Raw genomic sequence first — 17,423 nt, forward strand, 5'->3', positions numbered from 1 at the left:
TTTCTTTCAGTACGTCTTTCCAGGCTCCCAGGGAAACGTCGCGCGGGCGGTCTCCCGGCCCGACGCATCCCACGCCGTTGCCGTCCCGACCGCCTCGAGATCGCGCCACGTCGACTCGGTCCGCTTCGCCCCGTTCGGCCAGAAGCGCGTCCACATGGTCGTCCCATCCGCACGATGGTTCGCCGTCCACCGCAGGCCGCCATCCCCGCTCCAGAAGCGCTCGTCACCAACCTTCCGGCCGCGGTCGTAGCGGACCGTCCACTGGGGCCTGCCGCTCCGGTAGAACCAGGTCTCCTCGCCGTGCAGCACGAGTTGCCCGCTGGCCGCCACGGCAACCGTCCAGCGCGCACGAACGGCACCGCCATCCGGATAGCGCTCTTCGCGCGTCTCCAGCGCCCCGATCGACGGCGGGTCCGGCTGCGTGCGGACGTCGAGCGACACATCCGCATCAGGCGCGGCCGTGAGCCACGCTTCGTTGAAGGCGAAATGCAGCGCGTGGGGGTTGCGTGACGTGATCAAGTGGATCAGGCCGTCCGGCCCCTGCGTCGCCACCGCATAGCCGAGCGTCGAGCCCGCCATCCGCGCCGCCCGGGCCGTCTCCTCGTTCGGCTCCGTGCCCGGCAGGCGCTTGGCCGTCCACGTCGCCCCGTCATCGTCGGACCACGCCACGTACGATCCCCTGCCCGTCAACGGCACGCCGCCCTGGCTCGCGATCGCAAGTCCCGCCGGTTGCTCGCCGGTACTCGACTGCAGGTCGCCGGCAAAGAACAGACGGCCACTCTTCAGCTTCACCAGAGTCGGACGCTGAACCGACGCGAGCGGGGGAAACGGTGTCTTCCCGTACTGCCATGTCCTGCCGCCATCGCTCGACAGCGAGCGCGGCATGTAGCCATCGGTCTGCGAGTTCTTGCCGCCCATCCCGAGGATGCGCCCGTCGCTCAGCAGGGCGAAGGCCGTGTGGCGTCCGTTCGTGCGCCCGCCCGGGTCGCGCCATGTCCTGCCGTTGTCGGGGCTCATCCAGAGGACCGATTCCGCGTTGGCGCCGTCGGCAGCCACGAACCATTCGCCGTTCCTGCCGCGAAACGCGTTGGTGATGGGCTGCGCCGAGTACCCCCCGACAAACGTCGTGAACACCGGGAAGTGCGCCGCGCTCCACGTCGCGCCGGAATCGGTCGACTCGATCCAGTTGAACGGGAAGCCGGATTCGAGCCGGTTCGAGCCCCAGAACAGCCGCACCGTGCCGCCGTCGGTCCACAACATCGGCGACGCGTCGTTCGCGTCGGCGAAGTCGATCAACAGATTCGGCATGTCCCACTCGTCGGCACCGGCGCGCAGGCGACTCGCCATGATGGCGACGTCAGGGGTCGTCTCCGAGACGGCGGTGAAGTAGGCCGCGATCACGTCGCCGTTTGGTGCCACCGTCAGACCCGGACTGTGGTTGTGACGCAGGAGGCCCGGGTCGAGACCAGCCGTGCGCACGTCCTCCAGCCGATCCGGTGGAATGTGCTCGGGCGGCCGCGGCAACAGTCGGCGTTTGCGGAAGTACGGCACAGCGGCGCGAGGGCCGCGCGTGACGTCCTGCGTGCCCTGCTTCACCGTCTGCTGAAAGAACGGTGCCTCCACCTGCCGCGGTGACGTCGTCAGGCGATCGGCCGCGACGACACGGAATCCGATCGAGTGACGTCCCTGGCGATTCAGCGTGGTGCGCGTGAACGAGGCGTACAACTCCGGCTTCGCGCCGTCCGAGGACGTCGATGTCGTGGCCCCGCGTGTACCGGAGGCGTCCAGCGTCTCGAGCGCCTCGCGTGCGGCGCGCGACGGGAAGTCCGGTGCAAAGCTGGCGCGATTGGCGGATCGCGAGAAGTACGGTGCATCGAGATCGATGCCACCGCCGCGAATCACCCTGCCGAGGCCTGATGCCGGTCCGACGGGATCGACCTGGTCGGCAGCCGGATACTCCCCGTGCCAGTCGTGCACCCATTCCGCAGGCGCACGGTGCATGTTCTTCACGCCCCACGCGTTGGTGGTGTTCACCTGAGGGTACGCGTCGCCCGACGAGAACAGCGTCGTGGTGCCCGCGCGCGCGGCGTATTCCCACTCGGCTTCCGTCGGCAGTCGATACGTGCGCCCGTCCTTCTTCGACAGCCATTCGCAGAACGCCTGTGCGTCGTACCAACTGATGCCCGTCACGTATGGCGAATCCGGCAGCGATGTCCCGATGGCCGCCTGGACCGCGCGGAACTGTTCGACGGTGACCTCGGTCTCGGCGATGTAGAACGGCCTGGTCAGCGTGACCCTGTGCAGCGGACGTTCGTCCCAATCGCCATGGCTCGCGTACGGCATCTCCTTCGGTAACAGTTCGGCGGGTACCGTGCCGCTTTCGCCCATCACGAACGAGCCGGGTTCGATCCGCACGAGCCGCATGCCGAGGCTGTTGGTGATCACCGCGTGCGTGTCCTGGATCGTTGCCGCCGACGCCGCACGCGGCGTGTCGCCGGACGCCGCGACGGCCAGGAGTACAGCGGCGGCCACCGCCGCCCGCCGCGCTCCGCCGATCGTCCTGCTCGCGATATAGCCGACGCCGAACATGATCGCGTTCGACAGGATGCCGATGGTGAGGCTGTTCCAGCGGAAGTTGAAGCCGAGATCGACGCCGAGCGGCCCCGTGATCACCGCCCAGACGACAAACAGCAGGCACGCGACGATGCCGGTGTACGCGCCCGAACGGGTGGCACCCGGTACGAAGAACCCGAGTGCGAAGAGTCCGAGCATGCCGCCGGCCAGAATCATCGACAGCGTCACGAAGATCTCGTAGATGGCGCGCCCGCGTTGCGTGGCCAGGAACGCGGCGACACCCATGGCGGCAACGCCGGTGATCAGCACCATGCTCCGGCCGAACACCAGTCGTGCGCGATCGCTCGACGTGGGCTGCGCGCGAGCGTAGAGATCCGCGGTGGCCGACGTCGCGACAGCGTTGAGGTCCGCACTCACCGACGAATTCGCGGCCGCGAAGATCGCGGCAAGCAGCAACCCGACGAGACCCGCCGGCAGATAGGTCACGATGAAGTACGGCACGATGTCGTCGGGCCGCGCCGCGACGCTCGGCGGCAGCGGCACGTCCATCAGGCGGAAGAAGGCCCACAGGCTCGATCCGATCAGGAAGAACGTGCCCCACACCACGAACGAGCCCATCGCCCCGACAAAGACGCCGCGACGCGCATCGGCGTCCGAGCGCGCGACGAGATAGCGCTGGACCATGTTCTGTTCCGTGCCGTAGGAACGGCCGAAGTGGATGAGGCCGGCAAGGGCGAGCAGCCATCCCGTGCCGCGAGCGCCGTTGTCGAACGCACCGGCATCGAGTGACCCGCCGCCAAAACTGAAACGGCCGCCCTCATAGGCGGTCGACAGCACGGCCGCCGGACCGCCTGGCGGCAGGAACAGGACGATCGCGAGGATGACGAGCGCACCGGCGAAGAGAATCACCCCCTGCGCCACGTCGGTCCAGATGACGGCCTCGACGCCGCCGACGACCGTGTAGCTGAGCGTGAACCCGCCGAGCGCGAGGAGAACCCAGTAGAGATTCCAACCGGTCATCACTTCGACGGCCACGGCAGTGAGAAGCATCGTGAACCCGAGATCGACGACCCGCAGCACCATGAAGCTCACCGCGCCATAGAGACGCGCCGCGAGCCCGAACCGTTGCTCCAGGTACTCATAGCTGCTCATGCCGATCACGCGCCGGTAGAAGGGCACGACGACGGCCATCACGAAGAGCAGGATGAACGGCACCATCAGGTTGGGGATCATCAGGCGCCAGCCATCGTGGAACGCCGTGCCCGGCAGCGCGACGAAGCTGACGCTGCTGATGATCGTGCCGATGAGCGAGAAGCCGACAACCCACCCCGGCATGCGACGTCCCGCAAGAAAGTAGGCCTCCGTCGTACTCTGGCCGCGGGCCGTACGAAAGCCGACGTAGGCGATGGCCGCGATGTACAGGAGAACGACGGCGTAGTCGAGCAGGTGCAGTCGATGCATGCGAATCCGTGATGTGTGGCGATTGAGGCACGAAAGCTACCACACACTATTGAAAATACAAATTGACAATTTTCACTATGCCATCTAGCGTCCGGTCCGTGTCCGAGAAAACCAGATATCCCCTGCGCGGCATCGTGGTCAGCCTGAACACCCCGTTCGATGCCGATGGCCGGATCGACTTCGGGTCGCTGGAGCGGCTGGTCGAGTGGCACCTGCGGTGCGGTGCGGTGGGGTTCCTCACGCCGGCCCGCGCCGCCGAAGTGGACGCGCTGACGCTGGACGAACGCCTCGCGATCATCGAGCGCGTCAGCGCGCAGGTGCGCGGTCGCGCGGAACTCGTCGCCTGCGCAACGTCTGTGGTCGGGTCCAACGCGGACGGGACCGTTGCTGCCGACACGCGCGCCATCGCCGAAGCGGCCGCCAGGCTCGGCTGCGAGGGCGTGCTCGCCGAGATCCCACCGGCACGCCGCGCCGCTCGGGATGGCATGCGCCACGTGGTCGACGCGCTCGCCGCGACCGGCCCGCCGATGGTGATGATTCAGGATCTGGATTGGGGGACGTCTGGTCTCCCGGTCGACGTCATCGCCGACACCTTCGAGCGCGTGCCCGCATTTCGGTGCCTGAAGGTGGAAGTGGTGCCAGCGGGGCCCAAGTACACGGCCGTGCTCGAGGCCACGCGCGGGCGGCTGCATGTTTCGGGCGGCTGGGCTGCCGATCAGATGATCGAAGCCCTCGATCGCGGCGTGGACGTGTTCATGCCGACGGCGATGACGGGCATCTACCGGATGATCTACCAGGCCCACGAGGCCGGCGATCGGGCGACGGCACGGCAGTGGTTCAGCCGCATCCTGCCGGTGCTGGCCTTCACGCGTCAGCATCTCGACGTGTCGATCCAGTTCTACAAGCGCCTGTATCACCGCCGCGGCATCTTCACGACACCCGCGGTGCGCAACCGCACCGTGGCCTACGACGCGTTCCACGCGCGGTATGGTGAAGAATTGCTCGGCCTGCTGGATGCGGTCGAACGCGACGCCGGCTTGATCGAGCAGGACCCGGGTGTCACCTCGCCCCGGCACCTGCACGGCGAGTGAAAACCATGAGCATCACCCGTCTCTCAGCGCCGAAGACCATGCTCGTCGCGGGTGCCGCCTGGCTGGTCCTGACCCTCGGCGCGCCGACCGCCACGTCGCAGGTGGCGGCGCAACTGCCCAACATCATCTTCATCCTGGCCGACGACCTCGGGTACGGCGATCTGGGTGTGCACGGTCAGACACGCATCGCGACGCCGAACATCGACAGCCTGGCAGCAGAAGGTCTCCGCTTCACACAGGCCTATTCCGGAAGTCCGGTCTGCGCCCCGTCGCGCGCCGCGCTCATGACCGGACGACACACGGGCCACGCGCGCATTCGCGACAACCGGGGCGTGCGGGGCCGCGTCTCCCTGCAACCGGACGATGTGACGGTGGCGGAGGTCTTGAAGCAGGCCGGTTATCGCACTGGCATCGTCGGCAAATGGGGCCTCGGCGAAGCCGGCACACGCGGCACGCCGAACCTCCAGGGGTTCGACGAGTGGCTCGGCTACCTGAATCAGGATCACGCCCTGCGGTTCTACCCTGAGGTGTTGTGGCGCAATACCGGCCAGATCTTTCCGGATCGGAACCAGGGCGGCCGGCACGAGAGCTACTCGCACGACCTGTTCACCACGCACGCGCTCGAGTTCATCGAGCAGCACGCCTCGGCGCCGTTCTTCCTCTACGCCGCGTACACGTTGCCGCACGCAGACAGTGAGATGAGCCGCCACACGGGAGATGGCTATGTCGTGCCCGACTATGGCCCCTACGCGGATCGGGACTGGCCCACGCCCGACAAGGGCTACGCGGCGATGGTGTCACGCCTCGATCGCGATGTCGGCCGCATCGTCGACGAGGTGAAGCGGCTCGGCATCGATCGGCAGACGTTGATCGTCTTCGCGAGCGACAACGGTCCGGCGAGCGAGGGGTCACACACACCGGAGTTCTTCGGGAGCCGCGGCCCCTTCCGTGGCATGAAGCAGTCTCTCTACGAAGGCGGCATCCATGTGCCCTTCATCGTGCGATGGCCCGGGCGCATCGCGCCGGGACGCGTGAGCGACCGCCTCGTCGCCTTCTGGGATTTTCTGCCGACCGTGGCGAGTCTCGCGCATCTGCCGACGCCTCGCGACATCGATGGCGTCTCGTTTGTCGACGCCTTGATGGACGAGACTCCGACTACCAGGCCCGGCTACTTGTACTGGGAGATGTACGCACACGACACAACCGGGCAGGCCGTGCGTCTGGACCGATGGAAGGGCGTGCGTTTCGCGCCGGATGCTCCGTTGGAGTTGTACGATCTGCACGAAGATGCGGGCGAACAGCGCAATCTCGCCTCCATGCATCCCGAGATAGTCGAGCGCATGCGGACGATCATGACGGAGGCCCGAACCGATTCCCCGGATTTCCCCTTCGAGCGATGAACGCTGGTCCAGCATGCATGGGCCGTGGCGGCTCCTGCACACCCGAGCCCTCGGCCGTGAGCCCTCAGCCGCAAGGATTCCGTCATGTCGTTTGGCCGTCACTGGCTCGCCGAGTTCCCGCTCGATCCCGCCATCGCGTATCTGAATCACGGCACCGTTGGCGTGACGCCACGCCGGGTGCTCGCCGAGCAGCAGGCGATTCGCGACCAGATCGAGCGGCGTCCCAGTGAATACCTCCTTCGCGAACTGACGTCGCCGCTCACGTCCGTCGGGCCGTCGCGCCATGGCGTTCCGCGCCTCCGGGAGGCCGCGGAGACCGTGGCGACGTGGTTCGGTGCGCACGGCGACGATCTCGTGTTCGTCGACAACGCGACGACGGGCGTCAACGCCGTGCTGCGTTCGTTCCCGCTCGCGCCGGGCGACGAGCTGCTCCTCACCGACCTCGGCTACGGTGCCGTGGCCAACACGGCGCGCTTCGCGGCGCGCGAGCGCGGCGCCGACGTGCGCGTTGTCACGACGCCCTGGCCGTGGCGCGTCGACGACCTGGCCGAGGCGATCGTCGAGGCTGTCGGTCCGCGCACGCGGCTTGCCGTGATCGATCACGTCACGCCGGAATCCGCGCTGGTCCTGCCCGTGGCCCGCATCGCCGCAGGCCTGAAGGCGAAGGGGGTGGCGGTGCTCGTCGATGGTGCGCACGCGCCGGGCGCGTTCGGCGTCGACATCCCCTCGCTCGGCGTCGACTGGTACGTCGGCAACCTGCACAAGTGGATGTGGGTGCCGCGCGCCAGCGGCATCCTGTGGACCGCGCCGGAGCGACAGGCCGGGCTGCACCCTGTCGTGATCTCATGGGGACTCGACGAGTCGTTCACGACGACGTTCGATCTGCAGGGCACGCGGGACCCCTCGCCGCATCTGTCGGCACCGGCGGCGATGGCGCTGTTCGAGGAATGGGGGACGCAGGCCGTGCGTGACTACAACCACGCGCTGGCCATGCAGGCCGCCAGGCACGTCGCCGAGCGCTGGGACGTCGCGTTCGACACGCCGGAGGCGCTGATAGGCACGATGGTCAACGTCGGTCTGCCCGCCGCCCTCGGCTCGACGCGCGAAGACGCCGGCCGGCTGCGCGACGCCCTGCTGTTCGAAGACGGCATCGAGATCCCCATCCACGCCGCCCAGGGCCACCTCCGTGCGCGCATCTCGACCCAGATCTACAACGACATGGACGACATCGAGCGCTTCGCCCGGGCCGTTCTCGCACGCCGCCCCTGACGGTCCGGTGCGAATGCGCGGGCCGGGCTTGCCCGGCCCTCCACCTCGCCGGCCTGCTATACTCCAGTGGTTGGCACTCTGTGTCCTCGACTGCTAATGGTGAACTCCTCTCGAGCGAGCGGGCTGCCGGCCCACGTGCCGGAGCGCTACCAGCGCCTGCTGGCCACGCTGGTGCGCGCCTACATCGAGCGCGGTGAACCTGTCTCGTCGCTCTGGCTGGCGCGTGAGAGCGGGCTCGACGTGTCGTCGGCCACGGTGCGCAGCGTGCTCGCGCGCCTCGAAGAACTCGGTTTCGTCCGTCAGCCGCACACCTCGGCCGGGCGCATCCCCACCGATCAGGGCTATCGCTTCTACGTGGACGTGCTGCTCCACAGCCGTCGTCCGTCGCGCGCCGTCTCCGAGCTCGAAGGCCGCCTCAGGCGCGCCGGGGGCATCGGCGAGCTGCTCGAGAACGTCTCTCAGGAGCTCTCGCGCGCGTCGCATCACATGGGGTTCGCGATCGCCCCGGGCGGTCAGGAGGCAACCCTCAAGCACATGGACCTCGTGGCGCTCGACGCGCGACGCGTGCTCGTGGTGGTCATCACGGGGTCCGGACAGCTCACGCACAAGGTGGTCGAAGTCGCTGACCCCGTGCAGCCGTCCGAACTGTCGCAGGCCGCCAACTACCTGAACGCGGAGTTCGCCGGGCTGCCGATCGCCGAGGTCCGTGAGCACATCGTGCAGCGGCTCGGTGAGGACCGCGCACTCTACGATCGCCTGCTCGCCCGCGCGCTGCGCCTCGCGTCGGACACGCTGGGCGACGTCGCTACTGAGACGCAGTTCTTCGCGCACGGCACCCCCTCGCTCCTCGAGGACGGCATGGCAGACGATGTGCGCGTGCCGGTGGCGACACTGCGCGCGCTGCTCGCGATGATGGAGGAGAAGCACCGCCTGGTGCAGATCCTCAGCGAATACCTGGACGGGCCCGGGCTCACCGTGGTGATCGGCACCGAACACACAGAGCCCGGCCTGCAGAACCTGAGCCTCGTGGCATCGACGTACTCCGACAGCGGACGTCAGGGCCTGGTCGGCGTGATCGGCCCGACACGCATGCGGTACTCCCGATCCATCGCCGCCGTCGACAGCGCATCGCGCGCCGTCACGCGCGTGCTGATCGGCGATGCAGCGAGCGGAGACGCTTCATGAACGACACGCACCTGGACCCCTCGCTGACCGACGCCGCAGGTACGCCCGGCGCGGACGCCACCGAACTGGAAACGCTGCGCCGCGAGCGCGACGACGCGCAGGATCGCCTCCTGCGCCTGCAGGCAGAGTTCGACAACTACCGCAAGCGCATGGAACGTGAGCGGCGTGAACTGGGCGATCACGTCACCGTGGAACTGCTCACGGAGTTCCTGCCCGTGATCGACGACATGGAGCGCGCGCTCGACGCGGCGGCGGCGGCATCCGATGCATCGCTCGCGAGTCACCGCGAAGGGCTCGGGCTGATCCAGAAGCAGTTCCTCGATCTCCTGCGGCGCCGCCAGGTGGTGCCGATCGACGCCCTCGGCAGCGACTTCGATCCGAACGTCCATCAGGCAGTGGGCCAGGACGTGAGCGCGGACCATCGCGAGGGTGAGGTACTCGAGGAACTGCGTCGCGGGTACCGGCTGGGCGAGCGCCTGCTGCGGCCGTCGATGGTGCGGGTGGCCACGCGTGGCTGAACGCGACTACTACGAGGTGCTCGGCGTGCCCAGGGACGCGTCCGAGCGGGATCTCAAGAGCGCGTATCGCAAGCTGGCGCTCCAGTACCATCCCGATCGCAACCCCGGCGATCACACGGCCGAAGAGAAGTTCAAGGAGGCCGCGCAGGCCTTCGCCGTGCTCGGCGACGCAGACAAGCGTGCCGCCTACGATCGCTACGGTCACGCCGGCGTGGGCAACGGCGGTCCGCAGTTCGACCCGAGCACGTTCTCCGATTTCGGCGACCTGTTCAGCGGCCTCGGCGACGCGTTCGGATTCGGCGACATCTTCGGCGGCGGCCGCCGTCGCGGCGGTCCCCGGCGCGGCTCAGACCTCCGCTACGACCTCGAGATCACGTTCGAGCAGGCGGCGCGCGGCCACGAGATGCAGTTGCAGATCCCGCGCGAAGAAACGTGCGAGACCTGTCAGGGGTCGGGCGCGGCGGCCGGCACGTCGCCCGAGTCGTGCGGCCAGTGTGGCGGGTCTGGACAACTGCGCTACCAGCAGGGGTTCTTCACCGTGGCACGGCCGTGCGGCAACTGCCGCGGCACGGGGCGCGTGATCGCCTCACCGTGCGGCACGTGCCGTGGCGCCGGCCGCGTGACGCGTGAACGAAAGCTGACGGTTCGCATCCCGGCTGGCGTGGCGACCGGTCAGCGCATGCGCATCGGCGGTGAAGGCGAACACGGCACGGGCGGGGGCCCCCAGGGCGACCTCTACGTCGTCTTTCACGTCGCCGAACATGAGTTCTTCCAGCGCGATGGCGACGACCTGCACTGCGAAATCCCGCTGCAGTTCACGACGCTCGCGCTCGGCGGAACGGTCAACGTGCCCACGCTCGACGGCACGCACGCGCTCGACGTCCCCGAAGGCACGCAGCCCGGTGCGCGCATCCGCGTACGCGGCAAGGGCATGCCCAACGTCTCCGGTCGCGGGCATGGCGATCTGCACGTGACGATCGCCGTCCAGGTGCCGAAGAAGCCGTCGCGCGAGCTGCGCGAGGCACTCGACGCGCTGCGCGCCGTCCTGCCCGCAGACACCGGCCAGGCCCGCACGACCGATCGCGCCGACGAGGAGAAGCCCTTCTTCGAGCGCGTGAAGGACATGTTCGGCTAGGCCGGACGTTCGCTGCATGACTTCGCGCACGTGGCCGCTGCTGCGGCTCGACTTCCCCGCTCCACTCGACGATGAGACGAACCAGCGCCTCCTGGTCGACATCGACGACTGCGGCTCGTCGGCGCTCGACCAGGACGACTCGGGCGTCACGCTCTACTTCAACGACGCGGCCGATCGCGATGCGGCCGTCGATCTGCTCACGGCCGCGGACTGGACGTCGCTGGCCACGCTCACGACCGACGATGTACCGGATGAGGGATGGGCGGCGCGTTCGCAGGCGGATCTGCCGGCGGTTCGCGTCGGGCGGATCGTCGTCGCTCCACCCTGGGATTCACCCGACGCAGACGTGCGGGCCTCGTCGATCGTGATCGACGTGGAGCCGTCGACGGGCTTCGGCACGGGTCACCACCAATCGACACGCCTGTGCCTCCGTGCGCTGCAGGGCCTCGACCTGGCGAACGCTCGCGTACTCGACATCGGTACCGGTTCAGGCGTCCTTGCCGTGGCGGCCGCGAAGCTCGGCGCCGCGACGGCGCTGGGTATCGACAACGATCCCGACGCAATCGAAGCCGCCGAAGACACGCTCCGCCGCAATGGCATCGCCTCCGGGGACGCGTCATCGTCCAGCGTGCGCGTGGAATGTCGCGGACTGGACGACGCGACGCTGTTGCCGGCAGACGTGGTGTGCGCGAACCTGACGGGGACGCTGCTTCGCCAGCAGGGCGCGCGCGTGCAGCGCCTCATCGCGGACGGCGGATGTGCCGTGCTCAGCGGCTTCACCGAGGACGAGGCGCCGTGGGTGCGCGAGACGTTCGACGCGTGCGACGTCGAGTCGACGCTCGACGAGGAGTTCTGGGTCGCTTACGTGATGCGACGGCGTGCCGCGACATACCAGGCATGACGCACCACTGACAACGCCGCGAGCGCCACGTGCTCGGCGCGCAGCGTCACCGGCGCGATCGTCCATGGCTGCCACCCTGCGGCCCTGGCCGCCTCCATTTCCCCGGCGGCCCATCCTCCTTCGGGTCCGATGGCCAGACATGTGGCAACGGGCAGGATCGGCTCCTCCGCGGGCTCACCACCGGCCGGCGGTTCGGTAAGCCACAGCTTCACGCTCGTCGCGGCCGGCGGCTCACGCAGCACGTCCTCGATCGTCGTCACCGATGCCAGGTGCGGCAGCACGGCGCGGCCGCATTGCTTGGCGGCGGCGATCGCCACGCGGTGCCAGCGGTCCATCACCGCATCGGCCGCTCGCGCGGGCACGTTGGTCCGGCTGGTCACGACAGGCCACACGCCCGTCGCGCCGAGCACCGTGGCGTCGCGAATCACCGCGTCCATGGCGTCGCCCTTCAACAGGCCCTGTATGACAATGAGCGGCGCCGGAGCCTCTGGTGCCGCGTCGCGCGCGTCGCCGGGTGTCACGACACTCGACGTCGCGTGCGCGCGAGTCACCGTCGCCGCGCGCAGCGTGCCGCGCCCATCGAACACCTCGATCGCGTCGCCCTCGCGCAGTCGCAGCACGCGCGCGAGATGCTGGCTCTCGCCGGGTGGGAGCGTCACCTCCGCGGACGCGGACGTCAGATCGGGTGCGAAGAATCTGTGGGGCACGGCATATACTCAGCCCTCGGCATGCTCTTCAAGGGCCAGACGCTCGGCAAGTATCGCATCCTCTCTCCACTGGGAAGCGGTGGCTTCGGCACGGTCTACCTCGCGCGCGATACGTGGCTGGACAAGCAGGTCGCCATCAAGGTGCCGCACCGGCAGGGGCTGGACTTCTCGGAACTCCTGCGCGAACCGCGCCTCCTGGCCAGCGTCAACCACCCCAACATCGTCGCCATCACGACGGCCGAGAAGCAGGACGATGTCTTCTTCATCGTGATGGAGTACGTGGCGGGTGAAACGCTCGAAGGCGTGCTGGAACGCGACGGTGCGCTCGACCTGCCGCGCGCGCTCGACTACACGGTGCAGATCGGCAACGCCGTCGACCACGCGCACAAGCAGGGTGTGATTCACCGCGACCTGCGGCCCGCCAACGTGCTCGTCTCCGAGAGCGGGATGCTGAAAGTCGCAGACTTCGGCACGTCGCGGTTCCTGGAGATCGCCGCGCACGGCACGACGGTGATCGGCAGCCCGGCGTTCATGGCACCGGAGCAGTTCCAGGGCAAGGCCGTGTTCGCGTCCGACATCTACTCGGTGGGCATCACGATGTACCAGATGCTCACGGGGGAACTGCCCTACGATCCGCCTCCGCCGTCGGCGCTGCACAAGCTCATGACGGGCGAACTGGTGTCGCCGCCGCGCACGCGTAACCCCGTGATTCCGCGTCGCCTGAACGACATCGTGATGAAGGCGCTCGCCCCGCTGGTGGTCGACCGCTATGCGCGCGCGGCGGACCTGCTCGACGACCTGCTCGCGGCCAAGTCCGTGATCCTCGGCACGCCGGGCCCACGCGCCATCGCCGATCTGGGCCTCGACGAGGCGGGTCGCCCCGCGCGTCCCGCCGTTCCCCCACCGCCACGCGCCGTGAAGTACCAGGACCGCGAAGCCGCGCGCAACTGCTGGCATTGCCGTCGTCCGCTGCACAACCTCGCCGCACGGTGTCCGTTCTGCGGCGAACAACAATAGGAGAAAGGGCCGGGCCCTTTGTCCACCGTAGCCCGCAGGGCGAAGGTGGAAGCCGGCCCGTCGTCGGCCATCGGAATGCGCACCTGCCGGCAGCGTGTCCCGCATGCGCTCCACTTACACGTCACGCGTGAACAACACGGGCGCGGGCCTGAGACCTGTCGAGCTTGACGAGTTGTATGCGGCCGTGCAAGACTCCTCCCGCTCACAAACTATTGAAGGGTGGCTATGGCATTCGTGCGACATGTCGCGCTTTGCGTAGTTGCTGTCGGCTTGATGTTGTTGGCACCGAAGTTGGCTGATGCCCAAGGGATTCAGACGTGCATTGGCAACAACTATCTGTGCTCGCCAACAGCATACGACCAGTGCCCTCCTTATTCCTCGTGGACATGCTACCGGAGACAATGCTGGGGCCCTGCAGGGCCACCGTGCAGCACGGAGACCTGCCAAGGCTGTCCGGACTGCGCGGAGTATTCAGCCTACTGCAACTGCGGAGGAGGAGAGTATATCTATGCGTGGGGATGCCACTTCGACACTTGGTGTGTCCCGTGTACGGACGTCCGCGGCCCCACTGCTCTGCTGCCTGGCGCTGGTGCTTGGGTGCGTGATTGCACTCCAAGGCGCCCAGCCTACGCCTCCATCGACTTCAACGCTCCGCGAACTCTGGGTAACGAGTCTCGGATCGGCGAATCCGTCCGGTCACTACCGCTATTCCCTCTGCAGTGACGGCGGTGTGGTCGCCTTTGCGCCACCGGGGTATGTCTTCCTCCTTGGCCCGGACGGTGCCGTCACGCACCAGAGAGCCTCGACAGGTCTGCAACCGGTGGCCAGCATGCACTGCCTGGATGAGGCCGTGCTGCTGACGAGGGTCACGTCCAGCGGGCTCCCGGAGATCGTGCGCCTGTCCAGACTCGACCTGGAGGAACTCGAGCGCGTGCCGATTCGAGGGGACGGCACTGAAGTCATCGCCGGCTCTGCCGCTCTCGACGGCGAACTGTGGCTCGTGCTGGCCGATCCGACGAAAGGCATGCTCGCCCAGGTGAGCGCAGGCACTGTCGTTCGCCGAATCGGAATGGCGCTACCACGCTTGGGTCGTCCGTTTGGCAATACCGCGATCGTCGCGCCGCTCTTCAAGCGGAAGGTCGACGAGAGATACGTCTTCCTTCAGACAACTGACTATTCGGTGCTCGAGTTCGATGGGGCAGGACTGCTGATGCGGCTCTGGCGCCGGGATGATTCCGACTTCAAGGTTCCTCTCGCACCGCCTGTCCCTGGCGCGGTGGCAGAGGACTCGACCGTCATCGGTGCGGCAATGGCGGACTCGGGGCTCCTGGCCGTCCAGGTGAACAAGCGAGGACCAACTCGAGGCCAGAGTTACGTGGAGGTACTGAACCCGGACTACTCGCTGCGTCACACGTTGACGCTCCCAAGGAAGGGCTTCCTGTTCGGTATGGACGAGGCGGGAGCGTTCTACTTTTCTCACGCCAACCCTGGGGGCCACGTCATCTGGAAAGGAACACCGCAGTAGCGCACAGAGTCCCGATAGGCCAAGCCACTGGCGCACAGGGTTAACTACTGAGCACCGGGGACTTCCGACAGCTTCACGGCGGTGCCGTTGCGGGCCTTGCTGATGTCGGCGGCTTCCATGAAGGCCAGGGTTTCGACCGTCTCTTCGGGCGTCACCGGCGGCACGCCTGTCTCGAAGAACGCGATGACGCGCTTCACGAGGCCGTAATACCCGCTGCGGCGCTTCGCACCGCCAGGCAGCGGCATCTCCGACGTCATCGTCACCACGTCGCCCGTGCCGAACACGGTGTGGCCGTAAGTGCCGTACTTACCTCCGCGCACGCCGCGCACGATGCCCACTCGACCATCACTCCACGTGCCGACGACCACGTCGGTGTCCGCCGTGTGGGTGCGGCTCACCGAGACGCAGCCGGGTCCCATGAGCTGATACAGCGTCTCCACCGCGTGCACGCCATACCAGTACAGGTCCGGGTGGTGCGGTTCGAGCGACGCGGGCCCGTACGTCGTGGCGCCGAGGATCGTGCCGACCTTCGGATCCTCGCGCAGCATCAGCACGTCTTCCACGAACCGCCGCGACGAGGCGCTGAACACCGGCACGCCGGCCGCCTTCGCGAGCCTGACGATCTCGGCCCCTTCCTTCGTGCTGGCCGCCATCGGCTTGTCGATGAAGAGCGGCTTGCGCGCGGCGATCACGGGCCTGGCCTGCGTCAGGTGGACACGCGCGTCGACGCTCGTGAGCATCACCACGTCCACCTTCGGGAGCATCGCCTCGATCGTGTCGACGATCTCGATCTTCCACTTGTCGCGCAGTTCCGCGGTGAACTTGTCCACGCGCGTCGCGCTGGCCTCGACGTCGGGGCTCCCGCCCTTGAACGCCGCGACCACACGCGCGCCGGGCACGTGATCTGGATGCGCCGGATCGTTCAGCACCGCCGTGAATGCGGTGACGTGCGACGTGTCGAGCCCGATGAGTCCGACGCGCAGCACCTTGCCCGTGGCGGCCTGCGCGCCAGCCCCCGCCGATTCGTCGGCGCGTGCTGGAGATCCCGTGACGGCCAGCGCACCGACCAACAGCGCGCCGAAGAAGGAAAAGCGGAGTAGTGACATTGCGATGCCGAATGCCGAATGCCGAATGCCGAAAACCAGGGCCCGGGCCGTGAGCCTTTGCCCTTAGCCGTGAGCCGTAAGCCGATAGTGACACCCTACGTGAACATGTACGGATAGCGCTGCGGGCGCGACACCCACCCGTTGGCCTCATCGTCGTTCCTGAAGCGTTCGCGGGTCGGATCCCAGTGCAGCGTGCGGCCGGCGCGCATGGCCATGTGATGGAGCAGGCACGCGGTGCAGGAGCGATGCCCCACTTCCACGGGGGCGATCGGAAGCTGGCGCGTGCGGATCGCCTCGAGCCAGTTGCCGTGCTGGTCGCGGCTGTCGATGAGATGCACCTCGTTCGGGCCGATCTCCGACGTCAGGATACGGCGATCGCTGGCATCGAGCGCGCGCGGCTCACCCAGGTACGCCTTCGGGTCGGTCCCCGACAGTCCGCCCACGCGGTTGACGAAGATCCAGCCCTCCGTCCCGATGAACTTGACGCCGTTGGTGATCGAGTCGCTGACGATCATGTGGACGCCGTCGGCGTAGCGCGCCTCGGTGCGGAACGGCCCATGGACGTCCCACAGGCCAGTCTTCGGGAACTCCGCCTTGCCCCAGACCTCCACGGGTCCCGTGAACTCCGCGCCCATGCCCCAGTGCGCCGTGTCGATGTGGTGCGCGCCCCAGCCGGTGATCATCCCGGCGCCGAATTGCTCGCAGCGGAGCCAGCCCGGACGGTCGTAGCCGACCTGCGGGTGGACGCGCTTCTCGGTGTAGAAGACCTCCGGTGTCGACCCGAGCCACATGTCGTAGTTGAACGTGGCCGGCACGGGCATCTCGGGCTCGACGTCGCCTGACGGATCGGCCGCCAGCCCCACCTCCACCGACACGAGCTTGCCGATACGGCCGTTGCGTACGAGCTCGCAGGCATAGCGGTGCTGCGGCAGCGAGCGGTTCTGGCTGCCCAACTGCAGGATGCGCCCCGTGCGATGGACGGCGTACGACAGCGCCCGCCCTTCGGCGATGGTCAGCGACGCCGGCTTCTGGAGGTAGACGTCCTTGCCCGCCTCCACCGCGGCGATCGCGAGCGGCGCGTGCCAGTGATCGGGCGTGCTCACGAGGACGGCGTCGATGTCGGGATTGGCGAGCAGTTCCCTGTAGTCGTCGTACATCCTGACGCCGTCGTAGGACGCGCCCGTCTGCTTGGCATAGAAATCGTTCACGAAGCGCTTGCCGTCCTCGAGCCGGCGCCGGTCCAGGTCGCACACCGCCATGATCCGCGCCGACTCGAACGCCAGCGTGTCCGGCATGTCGTGCTCGCGCGAGATGCGGCCGACGCCGATCGCCCCGACGTTGATGCGATTGGACGGCGACGTACTGCCGAACACGCGGGCGGGCACGATGGCCGGCGCGACGCCGGCGATGGCGGTGGCGGCAGCGCCCTTGCCCGCCGAAGCGAGGAAGGACCGCCGGGACGGAGAATGGGTCATGGGCATGGCACCTCGCGCCACAAGATTGGCGCGCGGCGGACGGAAGTCAAGGACTTTCC

13 protein-coding genes are annotated in these 17,423 nt (G+C 67.9%); 9 read left to right on the forward strand and 4 right to left on the reverse strand.

The features are described 5' to 3' along the window. Positions 1 to 6 precede the first annotated feature (6 nt). Positions 7 to 4,035 carry a sodium/solute symporter gene (locus tag IT182_17400; GenBank protein ID MCC6165124.1) on the reverse strand — a complete coding sequence of 1,343 codons (4,029 nt, stop codon included), beginning with the start codon at positions 4,033 to 4,035 and terminating at the stop codon, positions 7 to 9. A 98-nt stretch (positions 4,036 to 4,133) separates the two neighbouring features. Here IT182_17400 and IT182_17405 point away from each other — a divergent pair, with 98 nt between their 5' ends. From IT182_17405 to IT182_17435, 7 genes are all read left to right on the forward strand, one after another. Continuing rightward, positions 4,134 to 5,126, forward strand: coding sequence for a dihydrodipicolinate synthase family protein (locus tag IT182_17405; GenBank protein ID MCC6165125.1), 993 nt, complete (start codon positions 4,134 to 4,136; stop codon positions 5,124 to 5,126). A gap of 5 nt (positions 5,127 to 5,131) precedes the next feature. Next, on the forward strand, positions 5,132 to 6,526 hold the full coding sequence (locus IT182_17410) for an arylsulfatase (protein ID MCC6165126.1): 1,395 nt from the start codon (positions 5,132 to 5,134) through the stop codon (positions 6,524 to 6,526). Positions 6,527 to 6,610: 84 nt separating this feature from the next. Beyond that, complete coding sequence (locus IT182_17415) at positions 6,611 to 7,795, forward strand: aminotransferase class V-fold PLP-dependent enzyme (GenBank protein ID MCC6165127.1); 1,185 nt, start codon at positions 6,611 to 6,613, stop codon at positions 7,793 to 7,795. Between the two features lie 99 nt (positions 7,796 to 7,894). Further along, positions 7,895 to 8,980 carry a heat-inducible transcription repressor HrcA gene (gene hrcA, locus IT182_17420; protein MCC6165128.1) on the forward strand — a complete coding sequence of 362 codons (1,086 nt, stop codon included), beginning with the start codon at positions 7,895 to 7,897 and terminating at the stop codon, positions 8,978 to 8,980. Then, the gene (gene grpE / locus IT182_17425; GenBank protein MCC6165129.1) at positions 8,977 to 9,498 is read left to right on the forward strand and encodes a nucleotide exchange factor GrpE; all 522 of its coding nucleotides are present in this window, start codon (positions 8,977 to 8,979) and stop codon (positions 9,496 to 9,498) included. Before hrcA ends, grpE begins: the two co-directional genes overlap by 4 nt. Then, on the forward strand, positions 9,491 to 10,633 hold the full coding sequence (gene dnaJ, locus IT182_17430) for a molecular chaperone DnaJ (GenBank protein ID MCC6165130.1): 1,143 nt from the start codon (positions 9,491 to 9,493) through the stop codon (positions 10,631 to 10,633). The genes grpE and dnaJ overlap by 8 nt, the downstream gene beginning before the upstream one ends. A gap of 16 nt (positions 10,634 to 10,649) precedes the next feature. Beyond that, positions 10,650 to 11,534, forward strand: coding sequence for a 50S ribosomal protein L11 methyltransferase (locus IT182_17435; protein ID MCC6165131.1), 885 nt, complete (start codon positions 10,650 to 10,652; stop codon positions 11,532 to 11,534). On the opposite strand, the gene IT182_17440 is transcribed toward IT182_17435, so the two are convergent. Then, positions 11,495 to 12,241: a 16S rRNA (uracil(1498)-N(3))-methyltransferase gene (locus tag IT182_17440; GenBank protein MCC6165132.1), complete on the reverse strand. Its 747-nt coding sequence runs from the start codon at positions 12,239 to 12,241 to the stop codon at positions 11,495 to 11,497. The two genes, IT182_17435 and IT182_17440, sit on opposite strands and share 40 nt — an antisense overlap. 21 nt (positions 12,242 to 12,262) lie before the next feature. On the opposite strand from IT182_17440, the gene IT182_17445 reads away from it, so the two are divergent. Both IT182_17445 and IT182_17450 read left to right on the forward strand, forming a co-directional pair. After that, on the forward strand, positions 12,263 to 13,258 hold the full coding sequence (locus IT182_17445; GenBank protein ID MCC6165133.1) for a serine/threonine protein kinase: 996 nt from the start codon (positions 12,263 to 12,265) through the stop codon (positions 13,256 to 13,258). Positions 13,259 to 14,078: 820 nt separating this feature from the next. Beyond that, the gene (locus IT182_17450; GenBank protein ID MCC6165134.1) at positions 14,079 to 14,783 is read left to right on the forward strand and encodes a hypothetical protein; all 705 of its coding nucleotides are present in this window, start codon (positions 14,079 to 14,081) and stop codon (positions 14,781 to 14,783) included. Between the two features lie 44 nt (positions 14,784 to 14,827). Here the strand turns inward: IT182_17450 and IT182_17455 are convergent, their stop codons facing one another. Both IT182_17455 and IT182_17460 read right to left on the reverse strand, forming a co-directional pair. Then, positions 14,828 to 15,889, reverse strand: coding sequence for a Gfo/Idh/MocA family oxidoreductase (locus tag IT182_17455; GenBank protein ID MCC6165135.1), 1,062 nt, complete (start codon positions 15,887 to 15,889; stop codon positions 14,828 to 14,830). Positions 15,890 to 15,984: 95 nt separating this feature from the next. Next, entirely contained in the window at positions 15,985 to 17,364 is a 1,380-nt protein-coding gene (locus tag IT182_17460) for a Gfo/Idh/MocA family oxidoreductase (GenBank protein MCC6165136.1), read from the reverse strand. Positions 17,365 to 17,423 lie beyond the last annotated feature (59 nt).

Source organism: Acidobacteriota bacterium (assembly GCA_020845575.1).
GTDB lineage: Bacteria > Acidobacteriota > Vicinamibacteria > Vicinamibacterales > Vicinamibacteraceae > Luteitalea.